A 26,864-nucleotide genomic window follows, 5' to 3' on the forward strand; every position below is an offset into this window, starting at 1 on the left:
AAACCACAAAAGTGTGATTCAAGTTTTATTAAACATTAAAACTATGCGTAGAAAATATATTGATGGTATAATTTAAAAAAAGGCGGCCCATTTGAATCGCAATAATAGGAAGTAAACTGACTATTTTTAAAATTTGAGGCAAATGAAAATATAGAATTTTTCCAATCCTCTATTAAAAAGATAAAATCCGAATAGACAATAACAATTTTCTGAATTAAGTCATTCGTTTTCTTTTCAAAATTAATCTCTTTGTTTTTACAACAATGTGATTTTTTCTCAACAAATCCACAACAATCTTTTTCTACATTTTGATTCTGAATAGGAGCTTTAAGAGTAACTGCCGTTATCTCATTCCCGCAATAACGTATATTAAATGCTAATCCTGTATTTGAGAGCAACAGGAAAAACGCAAGAAGAAGACTAATAGGTCTTTTAAATTTCATGATGCTAATATCGTGATTTAATTAAACTAAAAAAACTAAATTCATATTAAAATCTACAATTCAAATTCTTGCCCCATCAAAGGAACTTTACAATCAAAACCATATTTTTCATATACTTTTATTCGGAGTTCATCCAACGGTTCATTTTCGCCATGAACTAAAAACACTTTGGACGGTTTATTTTCTAAATCTGACAACCAATTCAATAAGTCTTTTTGATCTCCATGTGCTGACAACCCTCTTATTTCTAAAATTTTGGCTTTTACAGGATAATATTGCCCATGAATTTTAATTTCTTTTGCCCCTTCCAATAATTTTCTTCCGCGCGTACCTTCAGCTTGATACCCTACAAAAATCACTGTGGTTTGTGGCAATACAATATACTTTTCTAAATAACTTAATACTCTTCCACCTGTTGCCATCCCGCTTGCTGCTATGACCACTTTAGGCTGTTCGTCAAAAATCATTTCAATTGTTTCTTGATAATCAGATACTAATGAAAACATTTTATTCATTTCTGCACATACTTCCAGCGGCAACTTATGCCATTTTATATTACTCGAAAAAATATTCAGAGCATTAATTCCCATAGGCGTATCAACAATATATGGGATATAAGGAATTTTACCTTGTTCTCTTAGCTGCCATAGCAAATACATGATAGTTTGAGCGCGCTCAACAGCAAAACTCGGAATTATAACTGTTCCACCATTCTCAACGGTATTATTGATAAAAGTTTCAAGTTCTAATTTGGTATCCGTATGAGGATGCAGTCGATCACCATAGGTACTTTCTAGGAAAACATAATCAGCTTTTTTTGGCTTGGTAGGTGGATACATTAAAACATCATCATCCCGACCAATGTCACCGGAAAAAACTAATGTTTTATTTTCAAGTGTCAAAGCAATACTGCTCGCACCTAAAATATGACCAGCGATTGTAAAAACAGCTTCGATCTGGGCGTCTAAAGAAACAGGCTCATTGGTTTTAATTACCTTAAATAGCGGGAAAACTTTTTCAGCTTGTTCTACCGTATAAAGCGGCTCAGCAATTTGATGTTTAGAGTATTTTCCTTCATTCGCTTTTTTAGCTTCCTCTTCTTGAATTTTAGCACTATCAAGAAGAATGAGTTTAGTAATATCTTTTGTAGGACTGGTACAATAAATTTTGCCATCAAAACCCTGATTAACTAATCTTGGCAACCAACCACAATGATCTAAATGACCGTGAGTCAGCAAAACAAAGTCAATAGTGGATGGCAAAATAGTTAAAGGCTCCCAATTGAGTTCTCGTAAAGGTTTAACACCTTGAAATAGCCCACAATCAATCAAAATCCGAATCCCATTACTTTCAATTAATGTTTTAGAACCGGTAACTGTGCCTGCGCCTCCAATAAATTTAACTTTCATTTGATTTGAATTTAAAATTAAACAATCTAGTATTGTTTTAAATATAACTGCATAACTCTGTTACTTCTTTTAAAACGTTTTTAATCCGATTAGGACTCAATCCTATTCTGTTTAAACAATCTGAATTGTTTATTATTTCTTTTGCCAAAATCACATCTAATATCAATAATTTATCTTTTTCGGCGATAGACAAGGTCGTTAAACACGTTACAGGATAAAGAGAATTTAAATCATTTTTAGTTTTCAAATTGTTATCATCAGGGTAACTCCAACTTAATAAATTCAATCCAGAGCATTTAGCAAAAGTTATTGCATCAGCTGTAAACCGATTATTGGTGACAATCCAACATTTAGAGACTATGTCTTTTCTATCAAAAACAGGCTGATTTCTTTCCTTAATATCATTAAAACGAGACAGAATATACATTGGAACTTTTACATCCGAAGCAACATCTCTACCAGCATGGAACTTACATTCAACCATAGCAATTTGTTCTTTCTTCTTTACTAATACATCAATTTCATGCATCACACATTTGCCCTGCAAAGTCAAATTTGTTACTGTTTGATACTGTTCTGAAGCAAAAAGACGGGCTATATATTTTTCAAAAAAGAAACCTGCAGGACCTAACAAACGTATCGATTCTCTTAAATTATAACGGGCCGCATGAGAATTAGCCGTTTTTTTTAATAAAGAAAAAGCCATTTTATAAATTTGCTTCGTAGAAATGCCTTTATATAATTGTGCTTTTATAACATGAAGAATGTTGTCGACCACAATAGCACTAGCCCCTGATTTTAAGAGTGATTTTTTAAGTTTATCTGAATTGAATTCTACAATATCTCCAGAGTTCTTGATTACCTTCATAGCTTTATTGTTTTAATAAACAGACACTTAAATCAACATTAAAGATACGAAAAAAAGACTACTTATTTTGTTTTTGATAATAAAATCCAGGAACGAATAACAAAACAAAAATAGGCTGAATCAAAAACCTACGAATATAAAATAGAACCCAATTACTATTTGCGTTCGCAAAGCAAACTATGTAGAAAAAAGCAACAATTAAAATCATGAAGAAAAAATAATACAGGACAAATGCAAATTTAACCATCGCTACGTCTTTGAAAAGGATATAAATAATACCCAATGAAATAGACGTATTTAATGTAAAACGAAACAATAGTCCCAAAAACAATTGAGCTGTATTAAAACTTGGTAATCTTAGCTTGATAAAATCTTTTTTGAAAAAATCCAAAAAAGGATCATAAAATAATTCATTTTCAAAAGCACGAACAAGCACTAACAATACCACCAATAAAAGGAATTGCAGAAATCGAGTTCTGTTATTTAGTATCTTTTGAAGCATATCTAGAAAAATTTCGAACCCAAATTAACCACAACATAAAAACTACACCATAAATATACAATGGAAAAAGAACTTCGTGCAGAAATGGCTCATATTTAGGAAAATAAAAAATCAGCGCACTTAAAACTGAAATTCTTAAAACATTCAATACATAAATAATTAGGCTTCCTCCTAAAATAAAAAGCAAGGTAGTTTTTAGCTTTCCAGAAAAAGAGACCACAAATGAAATAAACAAAATAATCACACTAATAGCATTACACCCTTCTACAATTCGGGCAACATACTTAGAATTAAAAAACAACTTTGTATACGGGTGTGTTGTACTTTCTTCAATATAAGATTGTTGATTAAACAATTGTATAACTTGCTCAGTATTATCACTAACCATTCTAGTAAATGAGTCTATTTTGTTTTCTTCAAAACCATTAAGAAATTGTTGATACAAGAACGTCAAAACAATATATGTCAAAAAAAAGGTGCTTAAAAAAAGTAAAAACGGTTTGTAGAGAATAAAATATTTTTTCAAAATATATTTTTTTTAACAAATTTATATAATTTTTGAAACTGGCTTTAAATACTTTTGCATAAAAAAATATAAAACATGACATTTCAAGAATTACAACCAAAAGTAACCGAAATTACATCAAATACAACGCAAACCAGAGACGAAAAACTATTGTCTATTTGTCAATTGCTAAACGAATCCATCGATTATTACAATTGGGTTGGATTTTATTTTGCAAATCATGAGTCTAAAACATTGCACTTAGGACCTTATGTAGGAGCAGAAACAGACCATACTGTCATCCCTTTCGGAAAAGGAATTTGCGGTCAAGTTGCTGTATCTAATGAAAACTTTGTAGTTCCTGACGTAGCGGCACAAGACAATTACATCGCTTGTAGTTTTACCGTGAAATCAGAAATAGTAGTACCTCTTTTTGTTAACGGCACAAACATAGGACAAATTGATATAGACAGCCATGTATTAGATCCTTTCACTGAAGAGGACGAACGATTTTTAGAGTTTGTAAATGAGGAAATTGCAAAATTATATTAAGAAAAAATTCAAATCACCATTAGTAATTTACAATTGCTTGGTCAGTTCATAAATAAAGAAAGGTTTATTTTGTTCTTGTCATAATTATTTTTTACTTTTGCACCCGTCATATAATAGATATATGACATACATAAAAATCATTAAACAAATATTGGAATGTATTTAACTAAAGAGATTAAAGAAGAAATCTTCGCTCAACACGGAGAAAAAACAAACACAGGAAAAGCTGAAGCGCAGATTGCTTTATTCACTTTCAGAATTAGCCACTTGACTGAGCACTTGAAAAAAAATCGTCATGATTATAATACAGAGCGTTCATTAGTATTGCTTGTAGGTAAAAGAAGATCTTTGTTGGATTACTTGAAGAAAACAGAAATCAACAGATACCGTGAAATTATCAAAGTATTGAATATCAGAAAATAATCAATATAAAAGAGGTGCGAAAGTGCCTCTTTTTTTATTTTACAATTTAAAGTCTACTGATTCTATTTTGGTCCTGACACAAAAGGGATTAGAATCAAGACTTCACCATAAAGTCTGTACTAATTTTAGTAGAGATGAATAAAAAAAGTTTGGTTTTTCATTGGGTTTTAGGCATTAACTACGCAAAACAACAACTACAACACAACTAGAACCCATGTTTAACTAATAAATTAAATTTATGATTCCACAATTATTTGTAGAAAGTATCGATTTAGGTGATGGCAGAAACATCACAATCGAGACAGGTCGTTTAGCCAAACAAGCGGATGGATCTGTAGTAGTAAGAATAGGAAAAACTGTTATTTTAGGAACAGTTGTATCTTCAAGAAAAGCAAGTCCAGGTATCGACTTTTTACCGCTTACGGTAGATTATCGTGAAAAATTTGCTGCAGCAGGACGTTTTCCTGGTGGTTTCTTCAAAAGAGAAGCACGTCCAAGTGATAACGAAGTATTAACAATGCGTTTAGTAGACCGTGTATTGCGTCCACTTTTCCCGGATGATTACCACGCAGAAGTACAGGTAATGATTCAATTAATGTCTTATGATGAAGACGTAATGCCAGATGCATTAGCTGGTTTAGCCGCTTCAGCAGCATTAGCTTTGTCTGACATTCCTTTTGAAACTTTAATCTCTGAAGCTAGAGTTGGAAGAATTGATGGTAAATTTATCATCAATCCAAGTCGCGCACAATTAGCATTATCTGACATTGATATGATGATTGGAGCTTCTATGGATTCTATTGCGATGGTAGAAGGTGAGATGAAAGAAATTTCAGAAGCAGAAATGTTAGAAGCAATTAAATTTGCTCACGAACACATCAAAAATCAAATTGCTGCTCAACTACGTTTGCAAGCTGCTTTTGGGAAAAAAGAAGTTCGTACATACGAAGGAGAGAGAGAAGATGAGGCTATTTATGCAAAAGTAAAAGCAGCAGCTTACGATAAAATTTATGCTATTGCAAGCAAAGGATCTTCAAAACAAGAGCGTACAGCTTCATTTGCAGAAGTAAAAGAAGAAGTAAAAGCATTGTTTACAGAAGAAGAATTAGCTGCAAATGGCGATTTAGTTTCTAAATATTTTTACAAAACTAACAAAGAAGCAGTTCGTAACGTAACCCTAGATTTAGGAACACGTTTAGACGGAAGGAAAACTAACGAAATCAGATCAATCTGGAGTGAAGTAGATTATTTACCATCAGTTCACGGATCAGCATTATTTACTCGTGGAGAAACTCAAGCATTGGCTACAGCAACTTTAGGAACTTCTAGAGAAGCTAACCAAATTGACTCTCCATCAGAACAAGGTGAAGAAAAATTCTACTTACATTATAACTTCCCTCCTTTCTCAACTGGTGAAGCTCGTCCTTTAAGAGGAACTTCAAGAAGAGAAGTAGGTCACGGAAACTTGGCTCAAAGAGCTTTAAAAAATATGATTCCTGCAGATTGTCCTTATACAATTCGTGTGGTTTCTGAAGTTTTAGAATCTAATGGATCATCTTCTATGGCTACCGTTTGTGCTGGAACATTAGCACTTATGGATGCTGGTATCCAAATGATTCGTCCAGTATCTGGAATTGCAATGGGATTGATTACTGACGGAGAACGTTTTGCGGTATTGTCTGATATTCTTGGTGATGAAGATCACTTAGGAGATATGGACTTTAAAGTAACTGGAACTTCAGTAGGAATTACAGCATGTCAAATGGACATCAAAATAGACGGTTTGAAATATGAGATTATGGAAGCAGCATTGGCACAAGCTCGTGACGGTCGTTTACACATTCTTGGAAAATTAATCGAAACTTTAGCTGAGCCAAAAGCGGATGTTAAAGCATATGCTCCAAAAATAATTACTAGAACAATTCCTGGTAACTTTATTGGTGCTTTGATTGGACCTGGTGGAAAAGTAATTCAAGAATTACAAAAAGCTACTGGAACAACTATCGTAATCAACGAAGTAGACGAACAAGGAGTTATCGAAATCTTAGGAACGGATCCTGCTGGAATTGAAGCAGTATTGGCTAAAATTAAGTCAATCACTTTCAAACCACAAATGGGAGAAGCTTACGAAGTGAAAGTAATCAAAATGCTAGATTTTGGTGCAGTTGTGGAGTACCTTGATGCTCCAGGAAATGAAGTATTACTTCACGTTTCTGAATTAGCTTGGGAAAGAACAGAAAATGTTACCGATGTAGTAAATATGGGTGATGTATTCATGATTAAGTATCTAGGTTTAGATCCTAAAACTCGTAAAGAAAAAGTATCTAGAAAAGCTTTAATGCCAAGACCTCCACGTGAGGAAAAAAAAGAGTAATCAGATCTTAGTTTACTAAAGGTTTATTTATAGAAAATCCCGTTTCATGAATTTGAAACGGGATTTTTGGTTTTTAATTAATTTATTTTTAGAAACATTGTAACTTTTTTGTAACTCCATACGTATAATCATTTGTACACTTAAAAATTGAGGAGACAAAAAAAACATGAGACAACTAAAAATCACCAAGCAGGTAACCAATCGTGAAACTGCTTCATTAGACAAGTATTTACAAGAAATTGGTAAAGTTGACCTTATTACCGCTGACGAAGAGGTAGAATTAGCACAGAAGATTAAAGCCGGTGACCAGAAAGCATTAGAAAAATTAACAAAAGCCAATTTACGTTTCGTGGTTTCGGTAGCAAAACAATATCAAAATCAAGGGTTAACCCTTCCCGATTTGATTAACGAAGGAAATTTAGGATTGATAAAAGCAGCACAACGTTTTGATGAAACACGTGGTTTCAAATTCATTTCGTACGCCGTATGGTGGATTCGTCAATCTATCTTACAAGCATTGGCAGAACAATCTCGTATCGTTCGTTTGCCTTTGAACAAAATTGGTTCTATTAACAAAATCAACAAAATGTACGCTTTATTAGAGCAATCTAACGAACGTCCACCATCTGCTGAGGAAATTGCAAAAGAACTTGACATGACCGTAAATGACGTAAAAGAGAGTATGAAAAACTCTGGTCGTCACTTATCAATGGATGCACCTCTTGTAGAAGGAGAAGATTCTAACCTTTATGACGTTTTACGTTCAGGTGAATCTCCTAATCCAGACAGAGAATTAATTCACGAATCTTTACGTACTGAAATCGAGCGTTCCTTAGAAACATTGACTCCAAGAGAGGCTGATGTAGTTCGTTTATATTTTGGTCTTGGCGATCAACACCCAATGACATTAGAGGAAATCGGGGAAACTTTCGACTTAACTCGTGAGCGTGTACGTCAAATCAAGGAAAAAGCAATCCGTAGATTAAAACACACTTCTAGAAGTAAAATATTAAAAACGTATTTAGGATAATACAGTCAAATGCTACAAAGTCAAAAATCATATCGTCTAACAACAATATGATTTTTGACTTTCGGTTTTCGACTAATAAGTAACGACGGTCTGATTAACTGTTCGTTTTTTGATTGATGATTGAAACTCCGGCTGATTACCGGAGTTTTGTTTTTTTAGCAAAACTCTAGTCAGTTCGAGTTTAGCTTCGAACTGTTCGACTTTCAGTCTCAAATCAGGAATTTATATTTTTTACCTGCACTTGTTTCAGGTTATCTAATTATAAATTACTTTTGCACAAACAACACAAACTGTAAAGATGCACTTCAGTTCATCTCTACATAACAATTACACAATGAAGAATACACTTATTGCACCATCAGTGCTTGCTGCCGATTTTGGAAACCTGCAACGCGACATCGAAATGATCAACAACAGTGAAGCCGATTGGTTTCATATTGATATCATGGATGGCGTTTTTGTACCAAACATTTCTTATGGAATGCCAGTTTTAGAAGCCATTAACCGCCATGCAAAAAAAACAATTGACGTTCACTTAATGATTGTGGATCCAGACCGTTACATTAAAACTTTCGCTGAATTAGGTGCTAATATTTTAAGTGTACACTATGAAGCTTGCACTCACCTTCACAGAACGCTTCAAGCTATTAAAGCAGAAGGAATGAAAGCTGGAGTTGCTATCAATCCACACACTTCAATTGATTTGTTAGAAGATGTGATTAATGACATTGATTTGGTTTGTATCATGAGTGTAAATCCTGGCTTTGGCGGACAATCTTTTATAGAAAACACCTATGCTAAAGTTGAAAAACTTAAAGCTTTAATCACTAAAAAAGGAGCCAATACAATTATAGAAATAGATGGCGGCGTAACCAATAAAAATGCAAAAAAATTAGTAGAAGCCGGTGCAGATGTTCTTGTAGCCGGGAGTTTTGTTTTTAAAGCAGAAAATCCAACAGCAACTATTGCGAACTTGAAGAAGCTCACAAATTTCTAGAAAAAATGGCGCTTAATGCGCCATTTTTTATTTCAACAATTCTTCTTTAAAATTAATCATGGTAGCAACATGCGCATACAATTCAGGATGAAAACTTTTAAACAAACTTGGCGTCTCAAAGAAATGCTCCAGAATTACTGATAAAAATTCGAATTTATTTTCATAAGCATACATTCTAAAATAATCCTTTTGAGTCAACTCAATATTTAAAAGTTGATCGCTATAATATTTTATTACCTCATTAAATTCATCAAAAAATACAATGGCGCTTGGATCGTTACTTTTTAAACAATGAAAATGCAACACATGTGAAAACTCGTGTAAGCCTAGATTAACATTATCATTAGATGTCTGATGCCCCAGCAAAAAATCTTCCCATGAAAAAACAATTGTTTTCATTTGAGGATTAAATTCTCCTTTATGATGCACTAGATTTACAGTAGAAAAATAACTTGAAGGATAAATTATAATTTTATTAAATAGTGTAACAAGATAATTTCTCATACCAAAAGTTAACATTACATACGTCCCCGCAATAAGCATTCTCATTTGTTCAGTAACAACAGTTTCTTTGCCAATAAAGTCATACTTAACAATAAACTCATTTACACGATGTTCAAAATACATTTTCTTTTTAGAAGAAAGACTTGTATAGAATGGAAAATCATTCTCTAAAATCTGGCGTTGGCTTAGTTTTAATTTTTTAGAGAAAGGATACCAATGAATATAAAGTGGTTTATTGAACAGTAAAATATAAGTGGGTTCTACCACTCTAAAAATAAAAAGAAGAAGAAATAATGTGCCAAAAAGTACTGAAAAAAAAATTTGCAATAACATATTTTTACAACTGTTTTAAAATAAAAATGCTTCAAAATAATTTCAAGGAAACTTGATTTTTTTTTGAAGCATTCCAATTTGTATTTGTGGCCGCGACAGGGTTCGAACCTGCAACCCTCAGAGTCGAAATCTGATATTCTATCCAGTTGAACTACGCAGCCATTTGATTTTAGATTACTGATTTTAGATTTAAAATCGTTAATCTTGAATCATAAAATTTATGTCAATAATTTTTTTACAATTGTAGAAATAGTTTTTCCTTCGGCTGTCCCTCCTAACTGTGCTGCTGCTAAACCCATCACTTTTCCCATTGAAGCAATTCCTGACGCACCCGTATCTGCAATGATTTTAGCAATCACTGTTTCCACTTCAGCTTCACCTAATTGCGCTGGCAAGAATTTTTCGATTACTGCAATTTGTGCTAATTCTGGTTCAGCTAAATCTAAACGGTTTTGTTCTGTAAAAATTCTAGCGCTTTCTTTACGAGTCTTTACTAATCTTTGAAGCAATTTAACCTCGTCATCTTCCGTTATTTCTTCTTTTGATCCTGATGCTGTTTGGGCTAATAGGATTTCAGATTTAATAGCTCTTAACGCTTCTAGTGCAACGGTATCTTTGGCTCTCATGGCGGTTTTCATTTCGTCCATGATTTGTACTGATAAACTCATATTCTTTATTGTTAATTTAATTAATCAATTATTGATTTAATCAATTGTTGAAATACTATTTTTAAAACGATTCATTTATGCCTCAGTCCCGACGATTCGGGAGTAGTGGAAAGCCTTTTTAGGATAAAATGAATTTTTTATTGCGTTTAAAAAGCGACTTTAGAAGCTCTTTTAAAGGCGTAGAAAAAAACATTTTTGATAAAAAGCTTGAAATAACAGCTGGACTAAGGCCCAACAAAATTAAAGAAATTTACTGTAATTAACAATAGATTGATTGTAGCTAAAAACGCCAAAAAAATAACCCGAAAATTAAATGAATTTTCGGGCTACCTCATTTTGGTTTGAGTTAGTTAATCTACATTGTCATGTAAATATGAGTTGTTTGAACGCAACTGTAAATCATTATTGCTGTCTGTACCCACAGAAATTCTCGAATTTGTATTATTAGCTTGATTGTTTGAAATATCTATTCCTAATCTTTTGTAAGCCGGTTCTTTTTCATACTCATCAATTTTAGAAACATTGTTATGAAACTTATAATTGAATTCTTTTAATTTTTTCCTTCTTTCATCAGCTCTCATTCTCAATGATTCCTCTATTGTCATTTCCATAGGAGAAATAGCGTCAAAGTCAACTGTAGTATTTATTGATGTATCTACTTGTTTCATTGTGATATTTAATTCCTCCGGAATTACAACTTCTTGAGCTTTAGCAACTGGCTTAGCCATGAAATCATGCTCTGGCTCCATAAACTCTTCAAGAGAATATTTGATAATTCCATTGTCAGTCAATTCTGTTACTGGAACAAATTGAACTGCTTCGTTTACTTTGATATCACGAGTTTCATTTGTCAATTCAAACACTACTTTGTTTTCCTCAACTTGTGCTACCGGTTCTGCCTTAAATAGTGGCAAATCAAAAGAGAAAGTAGTTTGTTCTTGTTTTTCGATAACTTTTGGTTGAACCGCTTTTACTTCAGCTACTGGAGATGAAATTGTAAAATCAATATCCGTAATAGGAGAAACGATTTCGAAAGTCACGTCTAAATTTTTAATAAACTCAGACATCACCATCAAATCATCTTTATTAACAGTTGGTGACGTTACCACTGGTTCAGCAGCTTCAACAGTATCTTCTAATAAATCAAAAACTATTCTTTCGTTTGAAGAAGCTGGTGATTCTATATTCAAATCAAAAGGTGCAACCGTTTTATTACTTAGATTATGAACACTTCTTTGCTCATCTTCTAATGTGTGTATAATTTTTTTTGGCTCAGTATTTACGATTTCGTTTTGTTGTTCAATATCAAAACCCGTAGCGATTATAGTCACTGCTATTGCATCACCAAGAGATTCATCTTCACCAACCCCCATAATAATATTTGCATTATGCCCAGCTTCTGCCTGAATATGATCATTGATTTCTCCAATTTCGTCAATTGTAATTTCATTAGTTCCAGAAACGATAAGCAACAATACGTTTTTAGCACCTGTAATTTTATTATCATTTAACAAAGGAGAATCTAAAGCAGCAACAATGGCCTCCTTAGCTCTATTTTCACCAGAAGAAACAGATGATCCCATAATAGCTGTTCCGCTATTATACAACACTGTTTTGGCATCTCTTAAATCGATATTTTGAGTATAGTGATGCGTAATTACTTCGGCAATCCCTCTTGAGGCTGTTGCCAAAACTTCATCCGCTTTTGAAAATCCAGCTTTGAAACCAAGATTCCCGTATACTTCTCTTAATTTATTATTATTGATAACAATTAATGAGTCGACTTGTTTGCGTAATTTCTCAATACCGATTAATGCTTGTTCCTGACGCACTTTCCCTTCAAATAAGAAAGGTAATGTCACAATCCCTACAGTAAGAATGTCTCTTTCTTTAGCCAATTGTGCAATTACTGGTGCAGCTCCAGTACCTGTTCCACCACCCATTCCGGCAGTAATGAATACCATTTTAGTATTTCTATCTAACATTTTTTCAATCTCAGAAATGCTTTCAATAGCAGATTGCTGTCCTACATCTGGGTTTGCTCCAGCACCAAGACCTTCTGTCAGATGTACTCCTAACTGAATTTTATTAGGCACAGAACTATTGTTTAAAGCTTGAGAATCCGTATTACATACGATAAAATCTACACCTTTAATTCCTTGTTTAAACATGTGGTTTATAGCGTTACTTCCACCTCCACCTACACCAATAACTTTTATTACATTTGATTGGTTCTTTGGTAAATCAAATGAAATACTTCCAAATTCTGAGTTGCTCATCATTTTATTTGGTTTTTGATATTTATTATTAATTATTGTGTTTTTTGGGGCACTGCCCTATTCTGCGTTATCTAAGAAATCCTTAATCTTATCCACATAGCGGTCAAAGAAATTTCTTTGTATTCTATTTACGGTAGAATTATGTTTTTCATTTGAGTTTTGCTCGTCCTTCTCTTCATCAACAACTTCATTTACAACCGGGGTTTGAACTACCATTTGCCTTTGTACAGGTGCTTCTTTCGGTTGTTCTACAGCGTCCATTCTTACCGCACTTTGTGTTTTATTCTCAATGCTTTTCATTACTAATCCAACTGCAGTTGCATACAAAGGACTTGATATTTCCTCATCTGAATTCCCTGCTAAATGTTCGTTTGGATATCCTATTCTAGTATCCATCCCGGTAATATATTCCACTAACTGTTTGATGTGTTTCAATTGTGCACCACCACCAGTAAGTACAATTCCTGCAATTAGTTTTTTACGAGGATCCTCGTGTCCATAAGCTTTCACTTCCGTGAATACTTGATCGACAATTTCTACAACACGAGCATGAATTATTTTCGACAGATTTTTTAAAGAAATCTCTTTTGGCTCTCTACCTCTTAGTCCAGGAATAGAAACAATCTCGTTGTCTTTATTTTCTCCCGGCCAAGCTGAGCCAAATTTAACTTTCAATAATTCGGCTTGTTTCTCAATGATAGAACATCCTTCTTTGATATCATCCGTAATTACATTTCCTCCAAAAGGAATTACCGCAGTGTGCCGAATAATACCATCCTTAAAAATAGCCAAATCAGTTGTTCCACCACCTATATCGATAAGTGCAACTCCCGCTTCCTTTTCTTCCTGACTTAAAACTGCGTCTGCAGAAGCCAACGGTTCTAGTGTCAAACCAGATAATTCGATTCCAGAACTTTGAATACATCTACCTACATTACGAATCGATGAAGCTTGTCCTACTACAACATGAAAACTAGATTCTAATCTTCCGCCATACATTCCTATAGGCTCTTTGATTTCAGATTGTCCGTCAATTTTAAATTCTTGTGGCAAAACATGTATAATTTCTTCGCCTGGTAACATAGCCAATTTATTAACTTGGTCAATCAAAAGCTGAATGTCATTCCCTCCAATTACTTCTTCGGGATTGCTTCTGCTTATATAATCTGTATGTTGAATACTACGGATGTGTTGACCCGCAATACCTACTACTACGTCTTTAATTTTATAGCCTGAATTAATTTCGGCTTCTTGTATAGCTTGCTGTATTGATTGTATGGTTTGAGTAATGTTGTTGACAACGCCTCTAGCCACACCCAAACTTTTAGATTTACCTACACCTAAAATTTCTAGTTTCCCGTACTCATTCTTCTTGCCTATCATGGCAACTATTTTAGTTGTCCCAATATCTAGACCTACTGCAATATTCTCTTTTTCCATTATCTATTATTTAGTGCAAACTACTTGTTCCGTAAATCGGAGGTCAATTTTTTTATATTTATACAACGAACTATCTAAAATCGCTTTCTGAAAAAAAGCTTTGTAATTTTTGAATTTACGCTCCACATTTATCATTCTACCAAAATCAATTTGATATTCAAAATTCCTATTGAGCATTTTTAAGCTACCATTAGGCATAATTTGTATCCCGATGATGTTTTTTTTCAAAAACGCATCGTCATAGATTAAGCGAAATAAATCGGATAAATCTTCGTTATTTTTTTTATTAATCCCCCCTGAAACAAGTGGAACTCTAGCTGTAAAATTAGTTGACAAGGGCATTCTATTTCCTTTGTAATCAATATAAAAAGAACCTTTATTGTCAAAAACTCTAGCAATAGGAGTCTTTTGTTTCACCACTGCTTTTAACACACCATCAATACTCACAAATACATCTGATTTTTCAATCATTTCATGTGCATTAATAGTTATCTCCAGTTTATTCAAATCTAAATTAACTTTTTGAATGCTTGATGCATCTTTTTTATTTTCTATTAACAATTTATTAACCGTTTCTTGCTTTACAAAAGGAGCGTTATCTCCTACAAAAACAACTACAGATTTAGTAAGTTTTCTATTTGCATTACGATTGGACGTAAACGAAAACAGAAATATCACCAATACAAACATCAGTAATAATCGAATATTTGTCCAATTAAAGAGTTTCATTTATCGCTTTTTTAATTGATGGCACTAATTCTCCAATATCTCCTGCTCCAATTGTAACAATAATAGGTGCATCGCTTGCTAAAATTGTTGTAATCAAATCATCTTTATTTACAATTTTTTTATGCATATTCGTCATTTTATCCATGAGCCATTGTGAGTTTATTCCCTCCATTGGTAATTCACGTGCTGGATATATATCTAGTAAAATAACATCATCAAAAGCAGACAAACTTTTGGCAAAATCATCTGCAAAATCTCTCGTTCTGCTAAACAAATGAGGTTGAAAAATTGCCAAAACTTTTTGGTTTGGATACAATTCCCGAACTGCCTGATGTACTGCATTTATCTCCGTTGGATGATGTGCATAATCATCAATATAAACCTTAGCTTCTGCTTTAATTTGATAAGAGAATCTTCTTTTTATCCCCTTAAATGAAGCAATAGCTTTTGCAATGGCATCGGTTGGGGTGCCGAATAATTTTGCCATTGCGATAGCCATTAGTGCATTCATTAAATTATGTCTTCCCGGCAATCCAAAATGTAAATCGCTGATTACCTCCGTAGGCGTTTGTACATCAAAAACATAGCTGCCATTTCCTATTCTAACATTAAAAGCTTTAAAAACCGCATCTTCGTTTACAGCGCAAGTAACTCCCTCTAATGGCAATTCATTGGTTATAAAAAGATTGCTTTTATCCTCAATTTTCGAAGCAAATTCAAGAAAAGATTCTTCAATCGCTTCACTTGTTCCGTAAATATCTAAATGATCTGCATCCATAGAAGTTATGCAAGCAATATTTGGATGCAAATGCAGGAAAGAACGATCGAACTCATCAGCTTCAACAACTGTTACTGTCGTTCCGTTTCCTATTAAATTCGAATTATAATTTTCGACTATTCCACCAATAAAAGCAGTAACATCGGCACCACTTTCGTTTAAAATATGCCCTAAAATTCCCGATGTTGTTGTTTTCCCATGTGTTCCAGCTACCGCAAAACAATACGTGTCTTTTGTAATTAAGCCTAAAACTTCGGCCCTCTTTTTTATTTCATAATCTCTTTCCAAAAAATAATTCCATTCTGAATGCGTAATTGGAACTGCGGGTGTGATAATCACCAGCGTATTTTCAATATAAAAATCCTTTGGAATCAAATCAATATTATCTTCAAAATGAATTGTTATTCCGCTCTCCATCAATTCATTTGTAAGAGCTGAAGGCGTTTTATCATAACCTGAAACCTGCTTACCTAAATTCTTAAAATAACGCGCAAGATTACTCATCCCGATGCCTCCGATTCCGATAAAATAGACGTTATGTATTTGATTTAAGTTCATCTTATTTTGAGTCTTTGGTTTAATATCTTTTTTAATTCTATCTAATTAACTTCACAATTTCATCAACAATTTGTTTTGTTGCTTCCGGCATAGCCAATAATTTTATATTTTCACTCAGCTGATTTTGCTTTCCCTGATCTTTTAGTAAGACTTCAAAAACAAGGCCGAATTGTGAATCAAGTTCGGATTCTTTCAACATTAAAGCTCCTTTTTTATTGACTATGGCTTGTGCATTTTTAGTTTGATGGTCCTCAGCCACATTTGGGGACGGAATAAAAATTACTGGTTTTCCCACTATACATAATTCCGATACTGAAGATGCGCCAGCGCGAGATAATACAATATCTGCCGCCGCATACACTAAATCCATTCTTTCAATAAAAGCAACAACCTGAACATTAGCCGAATTGTATTTTTTATAATCATTTAAATACAACTTTCCACATTGCCAAATCACTTGCACATTCTGAGAAAGCATATTAGCCAACTCTTTTTCAATTAATTGGTTTACTCTTCTAGCTCCAAGACTTCCTCCTAAAACCAAAACTGTTTTTTTATTTGGATCTAATTTAAAATATTCAATCGCTTCTTCTCTTTTGCTTTCGATGTCAATTAAATCCTGACGCACTGGATTTCCAGTCAAAATCATTTTCTCTTTTGGGAAAAAGCGTTCCAGATTTTCATATGCAACACAAATTTTATTTGCTTTTTTACTCAATAGTTTATTGGTAATTCCTGGAAAAGAATTTTGTTCTTGAATCACTGTTGGAATTCCTGCAATTGCTGCAACTTGCAATAACGGGCCACTGGCAAAACCTCCTGTTCCTATAACCACATCTGGCTTGAACTGTTTTATTATTGTCCTTGACGTAAATAAACTTGAAAGCAACTTCACTGGAAAAAGAGCATTATCAAAGGTAAGTCTACGTTGTAAACCGGAAATCCAAAGTCCTTTAATAGTATACCCTGCCTGAGGTACTTTTTGCATTTCCATTTTGTCTTTAGCACCTACAAAAAGAAATTCCGCATCAGGAAAACGAGATTTTAATTCATTTGCAATAGCAATTGCCGGATAGATATGTCCTCCCGTTCCGCCACCGCTTAATATGAATTTATACTGTTTCATTTTTATTAATTTCTAATTTTCAAAAACGACTTATTTATTTAAAACCGCATGCATTGGATTTTTAGCTTTATCTTCAATCGAATAATTCTCAGCCTTATCCACTTCCTCTTCTAATTCCCTGTCAATTAATTTCTGAAGTGCTTCTTCTCTTTTAGCAGCGTCTTTCATTTCTTGGGCAATTTCTTCTTCTTTTTTAGTAACGCTAATGATGATCCCAAGTGCAAAACAAGTCATCCAGATGGAACTACCTCCACTACTTATTAAGGGTAATGTTTGTCCAGTAACGGGTAATAATTCAACCGCGACAGCCATATTAACCATTGCCTGAAAAATCATGGGAAACCCCAATCCCACAACCACTAATTTTCCGAATAGCGTATTCGCTTTGTGTGATGCTATTACGAATCGAAACAACAATAATAAATATAATGTCAGAACACCTAAACCACCTAAAAGTCCATATTCTTCTACGATTATGGCAAAAATAAAATCGGAGGAAGATTGAGGTAAAAAGTTCTTTTGAACACTTTTTCCAGGGCCTAAACCGTATATTTTTCCTGATGCTATTGCAATTTTAGCCTTTTCTATTTGATAATCATCTTCATCAGGTTTATCACTTGTAAAACTATCAATACGGCTAATCCATGTATCCACACGGTTTGGAAAAGCATCAGGAAAAGCTTTAGCAACAAGTATAAAAAATGCAAGAAAAACTATTCCTGAGCCTACAATAATTCCAATATAACGCATGGGATATTTTCCAATGTAAACCAACATCAAAACCATGGAAAAAATTAATGCCGTAGTAGAAAAATTAGCCGGAAGAATGAATCCTAACGTAATAAAAACCGGTAACCAAAGCTCCCAAATTGATGACTTAAAAGAAACAGCAACTTCTCTGGTTTTAGACAAATAACGCGCTACAAAAATAAACAATACCATTGCAGCCAATGTTGACGTTTGAAACGTAACTCCTATGAACGGCACCTGAATCCATCGACTCGCATTGGCACCAGCTATTACTGTTCCTTTTATTAAAGTGTAGGCTAGTAGTACCCACACAATATACAACGCCCCTTTAGAAACTGCCTTGAAATAGTGATAAGGCACTTTGTGCACCATAAAAATAATAGTAAAACCAATACAAATATGCACGATATGCTTCACCAAATAGCCTAACGTATTACCGTTACCTTGACCGATGTAAGCTAAGTTACTACTAGCACTAAAAACAGGCATAAATGAAAACAAGGCCAATAAGGCCACGAATGACCAAATCCCTTTATCTCCTTTTAAATTGCTGACTAGTTGTTTCATTTTTTATTTGTTTAAAGTTTCATTTTGTTTAAAGTTTAAAGTTGCTCAACCTTAGACTTTAAACATTAAACTTTTCTATAAATTCTTAACTGCTTGTTTGAATTGCTTCCCTCTGTCTTCGTAGCTTTCGAATAAATCGAAACTAGCACAAGCTGGAGATAATAAAACAGTATCACCTTTCTCTGATAATCGTTGCGCCATCTTTACAGCATCATTCATATTAGAAACTTCAATCATCATGTCGACCACGTTACCAAAAACATCAATGATTTTTTTGTTATCTACACCAAGACAAATGATTGCTTTTACTTTCTCACGAACTAATGACATCAATTCGTTGTAATCATTTCCTTTATCAACACCTCCCACAATCCAAACTGTAGGTGTATTCATGCTATCTAATGCAAAAAAAGTAGCGTTTACATTAGTGGCTTTTGAATCATTTATGTACTGCACATTTTGAATTTTCAAAACTTTTTCAAGACGGTGTTCTACTCCCTGAAAATTAGATAAACTTTCACGTATTGTAGATTTTCTAATCTGCATCAATTTTGCCACAGAGGTTGCTGCCATTGCGTTTTTCATGTTATGTTTTCCTTCTAAGGCAATATGTTCTGTGTCCATTGTAAACTCTTCTTGATTGATTGAAATTTCCATTTTGTTGTTTTTTATATAAGCTCCTTCGCTGAAAGTTTTTGTCAATGAAAAAGGAATTAATTTAGCTTTTGTTGTATGTGTTTTAAACCATCCTGCAATGGCCTCGTCATCGGCATCATAAATGAGGTAATCTTCCTCGGTTTGATTCATCGTAATTCTAAACTTTGCATCGATGTAATTTTCATATTTGTATTCGTATCGGTCTAAATGATCAGGACTGATATTCGTAATAATGGCAATATGCGGTTTGAAATTTTTTATTCCGTCGAGCTGAAAACTACTCAACTCCAGCACATACAAGTCATATTTATTATCTACAATTTGCCAAGCAAAACTTTTTCCAATATTTCCACCCAATCCTACATTTAATCCAGCTGACTTTAGCAAATGGTAGGTTAACATTGTCGTAGTTGTTTTTCCATTACTACCAGTTATGCCTATTATGGTTGCATCTGTAAATGGTGCCGCAAATTCAATTTCAGACAATACTGGAATTCCATTTTCAATAAGCTTTTTTACTATTGGAGATTTATCAGGAATTCCGGGACTTTTCATGACTACATCAGCATTCAGAATCAGATTTTCAGTATGCTTTTCTTCTTCCCAAGCTATTCCATTAATGATAAGAACCTCTTTGTAATTTGCTTTTATCTTTCCAAAATCAGAGACAAAAACTTCATAACCTTTTTTCTTGCCCAAGATAGCAGTACCTACACCACTCTCTCCTCCACCTAAAATCACTAGTCTCATGTTATCTTAGTTTTAAAGTAACAATTGATAATATGGCGAGCATAATAGCAACAATCCAGAAACGTGTTACGATTTTACTTTCGTGATAGCCCTTCTTCTGATAATGATGATGTAAAGGCGACATTAGAAATATTCTTCGGCCTTCGCCAAAGCGTTTCTTGGTATATTTAAAATAACTTACTTGTAAAACAACTGATAAGTTTTCGACCAGAAAAATTCCGCATAATAAAGGAATCAGCATTTCTTTTCGAACAGCAATTGCCAAAACAGCGATAATTCCACCAATAGTCAAACTACCTGTATCCCCCATAAATACCGATGCAGGATAAGAATTATACCAAAGAAACCCAATCAATGAACCTACAAATGCAGCAATAAAAACTGTCATTTCCCCCGAATTAGGGATGTACATAATATTCAAGTAATTAGAGAAAATTATATTTCCTGAAACGAACGTAAATATTCCTAACGCTAAAACTGAAACAGCTGAAGTTCCTGCGGCAAGTCCATCAATACCATCTGTTAAATTAGCACCGTTAGAAACTGCCGTAATAATAAAAATAACAACAGGAATAAAAATCAACCAAGCCCATTTTTCGTGTCCTTCACCTGTCCAAGCTAATAATTCAGCATAATCAAATTCATTATTTTTAAAGAAAGGAATCGTAGTTGCCGTAGATTTCACTTCCACGGATGCAGGCATAATCACAGTTTCTGTAGGCTCTTTAAAAATATCTGATGTAGAGGTATCTGTACGAACCGTTACACCAGGACTAAAATAAAGGACAGTACCTACAATTAAACCAAGACCTACTTGACCAAAAACTTTAAATATCCCTTTAAGACCCTCTTTATCTTTCTTGAAAATTTTGATATAATCATCGATAAAACCAATTGTTCCCATCCAAAGTGTGGTTACAATCAACAAAACGATATATATGTTATGCAGTTTTGCAAAAAGCACTACAGGAACTAAAGTGGCAAATATGATAATTAGCCCTCCCATTGTTGGCGTACCCGCTTTCTCGTTTTGACCTGCTAACCCAAGCTCACGAACGGTTTCTCCTACTTGTTGTCTTTGCAGAAAACGGATTATTCTTTTTCCATAAATTGTAGACAATAACAAAGAAAGCATTAATGCTAATGCAGATCTAAAAGTGATGTACTGAAAAACACCTGTTCCAGGAACATCTAATATTTTGTCTAAATATTCAAATAAGTAATACAGCATATTTTTCTATTTATGGAGTTGTTCTAATATTTCTTTAACTATTTTCATATCGTCAAAATCATGACGAATACCATTTATTTCTTGATAAGTCTCATGCCCTTTTCCGGCAATTAAAATAATATCATTAGGCTGAGCCAATTGACATGCTGTTTTGATGGCTTGCTTCCTATCAGTTATAGTCAACATTTTTTTAAAATTCTGAGAGGCTACACCTTGTTCCATTTCAGCAATAATGACTTCTGGATCTTCATTTCTTGGATTATCAGAAGTGAAAATTGCTTTATTACTCAAATCCGACGCTATACTAGCCATAATTGGTCGCTTGGTTTTATCTCTATTACCACCACAACCTACAACCGTGATTAATTGTTCGTTTTTTGTACGAATGTCATTAATGGTTTTCAGTACATTTTCAAGGGCATCTGGCGTATGTGCATAATCCACAATCGCTGTAATATTTGAGGTCGAAACGATATATTGAAAACGACCCGAGACACTTTCTAAATCGGATAACAATCTAAGTACTTCCAAACTATCTATTCCAAGCTCAACAGCAGTACCGTAAATTGCCAATAAATTATAAGCATTAAAAGTCCCTATCAGTTTGACCCAAACTTCATTTCCATTTATTTTCAATAACAAACCTGATAATTGATTTTCTAGGATTTGTGCTTTAAAATCAGCATATGATTTTAAGGCATAGGTCAGTTTTTTAGCCGCCGTATTCTGCAACATCACTTGCCCATTTTTATCATCAATATTTGAAAGGGCAAAGGCTGTTTTGGGTAAATAATCAAAAAATGTTTTTTTTACATCTCTGTATTCTGCAAATGTTGGGTGATAATCCAAATGATCGTGAGACAAATTAGTGAAAATTCCACCTACAAAATGCAATGCTTCGGTTCTTTTTTGATGAATTCCATGTGAACTCACTTCCATAAAACAATACTCAATCCCGTTTTCGACCATTTCAGCCAGAAAATGATTTATCGTAATTGAATCTGGAGTAGTATGAGTCGCTTTATATTCTATTTCGTCAACCAATATTTTAACTGTCGAAAGTAATCCTACTTTAAAACCTGCCTTTTTAAACAATTGATACAATAAAGAAGCAATGGTAGTTTTACCATTAGTTCCAGTAATTCCTACCAATTTTAATTTTTGAGATGGATCTCCAAAATAATTAGCAGCCATAAATGCTAATGCAGAATTCGTGTCTTTAACTTGAACATAGGTTACTCCTTTAGCAATATTCTCCGGAAAAGTATCGCATACAACTGCAATAGCACCTTGAAGAATAGCTTTTTCTATAAAATCGTGACCATCAGAAATAGAACCACGAATAGCTACAAAAACATCATTTGTCCTAATTTTCCTAGAATCAAAATCGATTGTATTAATAGCAATATCCGTCGAACCTTTTACGGCTTCGATAGCGACTTTGTATAATATATCTTTTAGTATACTCATGATAATTCCAATAGTATAGTTGTATTTTTTACAATATTCTCTCCCGGAGCAAGCGATTGTTTTTTCACTTTACCAACTCCAACTGCCTTAACTTTTATACCTAAATTCTCTAATAAAGCAACCGCATCCATTCCAGACATTCCTTTCACATTTGGAATAAATTGTAACTTCTTTCCTGATTTAACAAAATAAGAATCGTAATTATTCTCTTGTTTTGCAATCTTCCTATTTAGATTTTTAATTTCATTAGTAGATGGCGCATCGGTGAAAATTTTTTGCGCAATTCTCTTAAAAACTGGCCCAGCAACATCTGCACCATAATAATTGTTCTTAGATGTATTAGGTGCATGAACAACAACAATACATGAATATTTAGGCTGTTCCACCGGAAAAAAACCTACAAAAGATGAAATATAATGTTTGTCATTTCCACCATTTTTTCCATAATTAGCCTGTGCTGTCCCTGTTTTTCCTGCCATAGAGAAATCTTTAGAGTATAATTTTGCACCTGTTCCTCTTTTTACCACATTTGATAACAAAGCTTTTAATTTTTTGATTGTTCCATCAGAACAAATCTTCGGATTAATGATTTGTTTATCATATTTCTTGATGGTCTTATTCCATTCTTTAATTTCTGAAACAAACTGTGGCTTTACCATTTCTCCGTTATTTGCAACAGCATTATACAGAGTCAAAGTTTGCAAAGGTGTCATGGCAACACTATAGCCAAAAGCCATCCATGGTAAAATATTAGGATTCCAATTTTTATCCGATGTTTGATGTACAATAGGTTTTCCTTCTCCTTGAAATGGCAATCCAAGAGGTTTGTTTAAACCCATTTTATTTATTCTATCTATAAATTGTTGTGGATTATTTTTATAATTTTCTACAACTGCTTGAACTAAAATAGTATTAGAAGAAACTTCAAAGCCTTTTCCAAGCGAAATTTTTCCATATCCGCCTTCGTGCGAATCACGAACTTTGTCACCTCTGTAAGTTACAACCCCACCATGACTATCGTAAACCTTAGATGTATCGACTTTGTTGTCATCCAAAAGCGCGATCATATCTACCAATTTGAATGTAGAACCTGGCTCGTGAGATTCAGCAACAGCATAATTTATAGTTTCATAATAATTGCCTGATTTTACGTCCCTTCCCAAATTTGAAATCGCTTTAACCCGACCTGTTTTAGTTTCCATAACCACCACACAACCGTGTTCGGCTCCATATTCTTCTAATTGCTTCAACAAAGCATGATGAGCAATATCTTGAATGTAAACATCAATAGTTGAAATTACATCGTATCCATCCTGCGGATCAACTTCGTTTACATCTCGAATGGGTTTCCACTGCCCTTTTGCAATTTTTTGTTTTAAAATTTTTCCGTCTTTCCCATTTAGATATTTTCCGAAGGCGCCTTCTATTCCAACTCGTTTTAGTTGACCACTTTCGTCAATTTTATCGTAACCAATGGTCCTTTCAGCAATTTTACCAATTGGGTGCTCTCTTACGGTTTCTTGTTCAATTATAATTCCGCCCTTGTAAGCTCCTAAATTGAACAATGGAAAACTTTTTATTTTAGAATACTGGGTATAACTTAATTTACGCGCAACTAAATAATACCTATTTTTATTAGCTCTTGCTTTTCGTAATTCGTTTTCAAAAAAATTAGATGGTTTCCCTAAAACTATTGCCAATGAATCTGACAATGACTTAACATTTTTTTCAAAAGATTCGGCCTTTGGTGCAACTGCGTCAAAACGTATTTCATAATTAGGAATGGAAGTAGCTAAAAGACTCCCATCAGCTGAATAAATATTTCCTTTATTAGCTGGAATCACAAAATTCTTAACGGTTCTTTCTTTGGCTAATTTTCTATAATAATCCCCTTCGACCCATTGAATATTTGTCAACTTAACAGCAATCGCAATAGCCATCAATAAGATAGCGAATGCAACCAGATAAATTCTGTACGATATGTATTTATCTTCTACTGCCATATTTTTTTGAAAAAGCTTTTTTCTTCTTCTTTTTTAACCTTTATTTTTACCGGAGGGACTGTTGAGGGAAAAATTTCTTTTTCTATCATTTTTTCAGAAACAGTCGATTCCATTTTTAATTTCATTAATTCTGAACGTCTATCCACAAATTCTGAACGCAATTCTTTAACCTGATTTGTCAACTCAGCAATCCGAAAAACTTTTTGCTCAAATCGCTGTGTATTAGCAATCATAACAATCGCTAGTAGTATTACAAAAACAATAAACCGCCAGTTTTTTACCGCATCATCATTTATAAGAAACCTCGCTTTCAATAGGCTGTAAACTCCGTTTTTCATTTTTATGACTAATTAGATCTTCTCTGCAATTCTTAATTTAGCACTTCTTGCTCTATTGTTTTCTTTTATTTCAGCGTTATCCGGAACAATTAATTTCCCAACAGTTTTAAATGGCACTGAAAAATTTCCGAAAAAGTCTCGTTCTGGTTCTCCTTCAAACATTCCGTTTTTCATAAATCTTTTTACCAAACGATCTTCTAATGAATGATATGAAATCACACTTAATCTCCCGCTTGGATTCAATATTTCTAAGGATTGTTCTAAAAACTCTTTCAAAACATCCATTTCCTGATTCACTTCAATTCGGATAGCTTGATAAATCTGAGCCAATATTTTATTCCTAACTCTTTCCGGTAAAAATCTCGCCAAAACTTCTTTTAATTCATCAGTAGTCTTGATTGGTTGCTCCTCTCTGGCTTCTATGATTGTTCTGGCCAAAGCAGGTGCATTTTTCAATTCACCATAATCTAAAAACACCCTTTTCAAATTAGCATCGTCATATTCATTGACAACCCGGTAGGCGTTCAAATCATTTTTTTGACTCATTCTCATATCCAAGCCAGCATCAAAACGAGTAGAAAAACCTCTTTCAGGAACATCAAACTGATGAGATGAAACCCCTAGATCGGCCAAGATACCATCAACACTTTTTATCCCATAAAAACGCAAAAACCGTTTTATAAAACGGAAATTCTCATTAATCAGCGTAAATCTTTCATCAGATAAGGCATTTGCTAAAGCGTCTTCGTCCTGATCGAAAGCAAATAGCTTCCCGTTTGGTCCGAGTCTTTTCAATATTTCTTTCGAATGTCCCCCACCGCCAAAAGTCACATCAACATAAATGCCGTCTGGCTTAATATTTAAACCATCTACTGATGCCTGAAGCAAAACCGGATTATGATATTCCATTGTCGTCGTCATTTATATTTCCCATTACTTCTTCTGCCAAATCTGCAAAATCAACATCTTCACCATTTATTGATTTTTCATATAAATCTTTATCCCAAATCTCAACAATATTCACTGCCGATGAAAAGACAACTTCCTTAGCAATACTAGCAAATACCACCAAATCTTTTGGTACTAACAACCTACCTAAAGCATCTATTTCAACCACTTTAACCCCAGCAGTAAACCTGCGGATAAAATCATTGTTTTTCTTCACAAACCGATTCAGTTTATTGATTTTTTGCATCATCAAATCCCATTCACTCATAGGATACAACTCTAAACAAGGCTGAAACACGGAACGCTTCAAAACAAAACCGTTTTGAAGTGAAGCAGCCAATTGCTTTTTTAAGGGAGCTGGCAACAACAACCTCCCTTTAGCATCGACTTTACATTCATATGTTCCAATAATTGTGTCCAATCAAAAAGTTTTAAAATGATAGTAGAGCAAAAATATAAAAAATATTACCACAATTTACCACTATATCCCACTTTGTTAATAAGTTTAACCACTTTAGAATAAAAACACTTAATTTTTGGACAGTCAGAACTTTAGCTCATTTTTGTTTTATTTAGAAGAAAGATGATGTTATTGAAAAAAAAGAGGTCTTGTACACCGAAATTTCAATTTA

General features: G+C 33.7%; 25 protein-coding genes and 1 tRNA gene. 5 read left to right on the forward strand and 21 right to left on the reverse strand.

The window, feature by feature from the left end:
* Nucleotides 1–41: 41 nt before the first annotated feature.
* The 5 genes from DFR66_RS07620 to xrtF are packed head-to-tail and all read right to left on the reverse strand — an operon-like array spanning nucleotide 42 to nucleotide 3,748.
* Nucleotides 42–443, reverse strand: a complete 402-nt coding sequence (locus tag DFR66_RS07620) for an HYC_CC_PP family protein (RefSeq protein WP_114754248.1) — start codon at nucleotides 441–443, stop codon at nucleotides 42–44.
* 53 nt (nucleotides 444–496) lie between these two features.
* A complete protein-coding gene (locus DFR66_RS07625) occupies nucleotides 497–1,852 on the reverse strand; it encodes an MBL fold metallo-hydrolase (protein ID WP_114754249.1) in 1,356 nt (451 codons plus the stop codon).
* A 37-nt stretch (nucleotides 1,853–1,889) separates the two neighbouring features.
* Nucleotides 1,890–2,720 carry an ATP cone domain-containing protein gene (locus DFR66_RS07630; protein WP_114754250.1) on the reverse strand — a complete coding sequence of 277 codons (831 nt, stop codon included), beginning with the start codon at nucleotides 2,718–2,720 and terminating at the stop codon, nucleotides 1,890–1,892.
* Between the two features lie 58 nt (nucleotides 2,721–2,778).
* Complete coding sequence (locus tag DFR66_RS07635) at nucleotides 2,779–3,222, reverse strand: exosortase F system-associated membrane protein (RefSeq protein WP_114754251.1); 444 nt, start codon at nucleotides 3,220–3,222, stop codon at nucleotides 2,779–2,781.
* On the reverse strand, nucleotides 3,200–3,748 hold the full coding sequence (xrtF, locus tag DFR66_RS07640) for an exosortase family protein XrtF (RefSeq protein ID WP_114754252.1): 549 nt from the start codon (nucleotides 3,746–3,748) through the stop codon (nucleotides 3,200–3,202). The genes DFR66_RS07635 and xrtF overlap by 23 nt, the downstream gene beginning before the upstream one ends.
* A gap of 75 nt (nucleotides 3,749–3,823) precedes the next feature.
* Between xrtF and DFR66_RS07645 the strand changes: the two genes are divergently transcribed.
* From DFR66_RS07645 to rpe, 5 genes are all read left to right on the forward strand, one after another.
* Nucleotides 3,824–4,279, forward strand: a complete 456-nt coding sequence (locus DFR66_RS07645) for a GAF domain-containing protein (protein ID WP_114754253.1) — start codon at nucleotides 3,824–3,826, stop codon at nucleotides 4,277–4,279.
* A gap of 156 nt (nucleotides 4,280–4,435) precedes the next feature.
* Nucleotides 4,436–4,702: a 30S ribosomal protein S15 gene (rpsO, locus tag DFR66_RS07650; RefSeq protein WP_113634840.1), complete on the forward strand. Its 267-nt coding sequence runs from the start codon at nucleotides 4,436–4,438 to the stop codon at nucleotides 4,700–4,702.
* A 238-nt stretch (nucleotides 4,703–4,940) separates the two neighbouring features.
* Entirely contained in the window at nucleotides 4,941–7,076 is a 2,136-nt protein-coding gene (locus DFR66_RS07655) for a polyribonucleotide nucleotidyltransferase (protein ID WP_114754254.1), read from the forward strand.
* 166 nt (nucleotides 7,077–7,242) lie between these two features.
* On the forward strand, nucleotides 7,243–8,106 hold the full coding sequence (locus DFR66_RS07660; RefSeq protein WP_007137700.1) for a sigma-70 family RNA polymerase sigma factor: 864 nt from the start codon (nucleotides 7,243–7,245) through the stop codon (nucleotides 8,104–8,106).
* 334 nt (nucleotides 8,107–8,440) lie between these two features.
* Nucleotides 8,441–9,103: a ribulose-phosphate 3-epimerase gene (gene rpe / locus DFR66_RS07665; RefSeq protein WP_114754364.1), complete on the forward strand. Its 663-nt coding sequence runs from the start codon at nucleotides 8,441–8,443 to the stop codon at nucleotides 9,101–9,103.
* A gap of 27 nt (nucleotides 9,104–9,130) precedes the next feature.
* On the opposite strand, the gene DFR66_RS07670 is transcribed toward rpe, so the two are convergent.
* From DFR66_RS07670 to mraZ, 16 genes are all read right to left on the reverse strand, one after another.
* The gene (locus tag DFR66_RS07670) at nucleotides 9,131–9,940 is read right to left on the reverse strand and encodes a zinc-dependent peptidase (RefSeq protein WP_114754255.1); all 810 of its coding nucleotides are present in this window, start codon (nucleotides 9,938–9,940) and stop codon (nucleotides 9,131–9,133) included.
* 87 nt (nucleotides 9,941–10,027) lie between these two features.
* Nucleotides 10,028–10,101 (reverse strand) — tRNA-Arg (locus tag DFR66_RS07675).
* Between the two features lie 57 nt (nucleotides 10,102–10,158).
* Complete coding sequence (locus DFR66_RS07680) at nucleotides 10,159–10,608, reverse strand: GatB/YqeY domain-containing protein (protein WP_114754256.1); 450 nt, start codon at nucleotides 10,606–10,608, stop codon at nucleotides 10,159–10,161.
* 350 nt (nucleotides 10,609–10,958) lie between these two features.
* Nucleotides 10,959–12,890 (reverse strand): cell division protein FtsZ, encoded by a 1,932-nt coding sequence (ftsZ, locus tag DFR66_RS07685; protein WP_114754257.1) that lies wholly within the window; start codon nucleotides 12,888–12,890, stop codon nucleotides 10,959–10,961.
* Nucleotides 12,891–12,944: 54 nt separating this feature from the next.
* Nucleotides 12,945–14,327, reverse strand: coding sequence for a cell division protein FtsA (ftsA, locus tag DFR66_RS07690; protein ID WP_114754258.1), 1,383 nt, complete (start codon nucleotides 14,325–14,327; stop codon nucleotides 12,945–12,947).
* Nucleotides 14,328–14,333: 6 nt separating this feature from the next.
* Nucleotides 14,334–15,056 (reverse strand): cell division protein FtsQ/DivIB, encoded by a 723-nt coding sequence (locus tag DFR66_RS07695; protein WP_114754259.1) that lies wholly within the window; start codon nucleotides 15,054–15,056, stop codon nucleotides 14,334–14,336.
* Entirely contained in the window at nucleotides 15,043–16,392 is a 1,350-nt protein-coding gene (murC, locus tag DFR66_RS07700; protein WP_114754260.1) for a UDP-N-acetylmuramate--L-alanine ligase, read from the reverse strand. The genes DFR66_RS07695 and murC overlap by 14 nt, the downstream gene beginning before the upstream one ends.
* A 37-nt stretch (nucleotides 16,393–16,429) precedes the next feature.
* The gene (gene murG / locus DFR66_RS07705) at nucleotides 16,430–17,518 is read right to left on the reverse strand and encodes an undecaprenyldiphospho-muramoylpentapeptide beta-N-acetylglucosaminyltransferase (protein WP_114754261.1); all 1,089 of its coding nucleotides are present in this window, start codon (nucleotides 17,516–17,518) and stop codon (nucleotides 16,430–16,432) included.
* Between the two features lie 30 nt (nucleotides 17,519–17,548).
* On the reverse strand, nucleotides 17,549–18,835 hold the full coding sequence (locus DFR66_RS07710; RefSeq protein WP_114754262.1) for an FtsW/RodA/SpoVE family cell cycle protein: 1,287 nt from the start codon (nucleotides 18,833–18,835) through the stop codon (nucleotides 17,549–17,551).
* 75 nt (nucleotides 18,836–18,910) lie between these two features.
* A complete protein-coding gene (gene murD / locus DFR66_RS07715; protein WP_114754263.1) occupies nucleotides 18,911–20,242 on the reverse strand; it encodes a UDP-N-acetylmuramoyl-L-alanine--D-glutamate ligase in 1,332 nt (443 codons plus the stop codon).
* 1 nt (nucleotide 20,243) lies between these two features.
* Nucleotides 20,244–21,473, reverse strand: coding sequence for a phospho-N-acetylmuramoyl-pentapeptide-transferase (mraY, locus tag DFR66_RS07720; RefSeq protein ID WP_114754264.1), 1,230 nt, complete (start codon nucleotides 21,471–21,473; stop codon nucleotides 20,244–20,246).
* Between the two features lie 6 nt (nucleotides 21,474–21,479).
* Nucleotides 21,480–22,943, reverse strand: a complete 1,464-nt coding sequence (locus DFR66_RS07725) for a UDP-N-acetylmuramoyl-L-alanyl-D-glutamate--2,6-diaminopimelate ligase (RefSeq protein WP_114754265.1) — start codon at nucleotides 22,941–22,943, stop codon at nucleotides 21,480–21,482.
* Entirely contained in the window at nucleotides 22,940–24,946 is a 2,007-nt protein-coding gene (locus DFR66_RS07730; RefSeq protein WP_114754266.1) for a penicillin-binding protein, read from the reverse strand. The genes DFR66_RS07725 and DFR66_RS07730 overlap by 4 nt, the downstream gene beginning before the upstream one ends.
* A complete protein-coding gene (locus DFR66_RS07735) occupies nucleotides 24,937–25,284 on the reverse strand; it encodes an FtsL-like putative cell division protein (protein ID WP_114754267.1) in 348 nt (115 codons plus the stop codon). Before DFR66_RS07735 ends, DFR66_RS07730 begins: the two co-directional genes overlap by 10 nt.
* A 12-nt stretch (nucleotides 25,285–25,296) precedes the next feature.
* Nucleotides 25,297–26,205 (reverse strand): 16S rRNA (cytosine(1402)-N(4))-methyltransferase RsmH, encoded by a 909-nt coding sequence (gene rsmH, locus DFR66_RS07740; RefSeq protein ID WP_199755500.1) that lies wholly within the window; start codon nucleotides 26,203–26,205, stop codon nucleotides 25,297–25,299.
* Nucleotides 26,180–26,653 (reverse strand): division/cell wall cluster transcriptional repressor MraZ, encoded by a 474-nt coding sequence (gene mraZ, locus DFR66_RS07745; RefSeq protein WP_114754268.1) that lies wholly within the window; start codon nucleotides 26,651–26,653, stop codon nucleotides 26,180–26,182. Before mraZ ends, rsmH begins: the two co-directional genes overlap by 26 nt.
* Between the last annotated feature and the right edge of the window lie 211 nt (nucleotides 26,654–26,864).

This window comes from Flavobacterium glaciei (genome assembly GCF_003350545.1).
Taxonomy (GTDB): domain Bacteria; phylum Bacteroidota; class Bacteroidia; order Flavobacteriales; family Flavobacteriaceae; genus Flavobacterium; species Flavobacterium glaciei.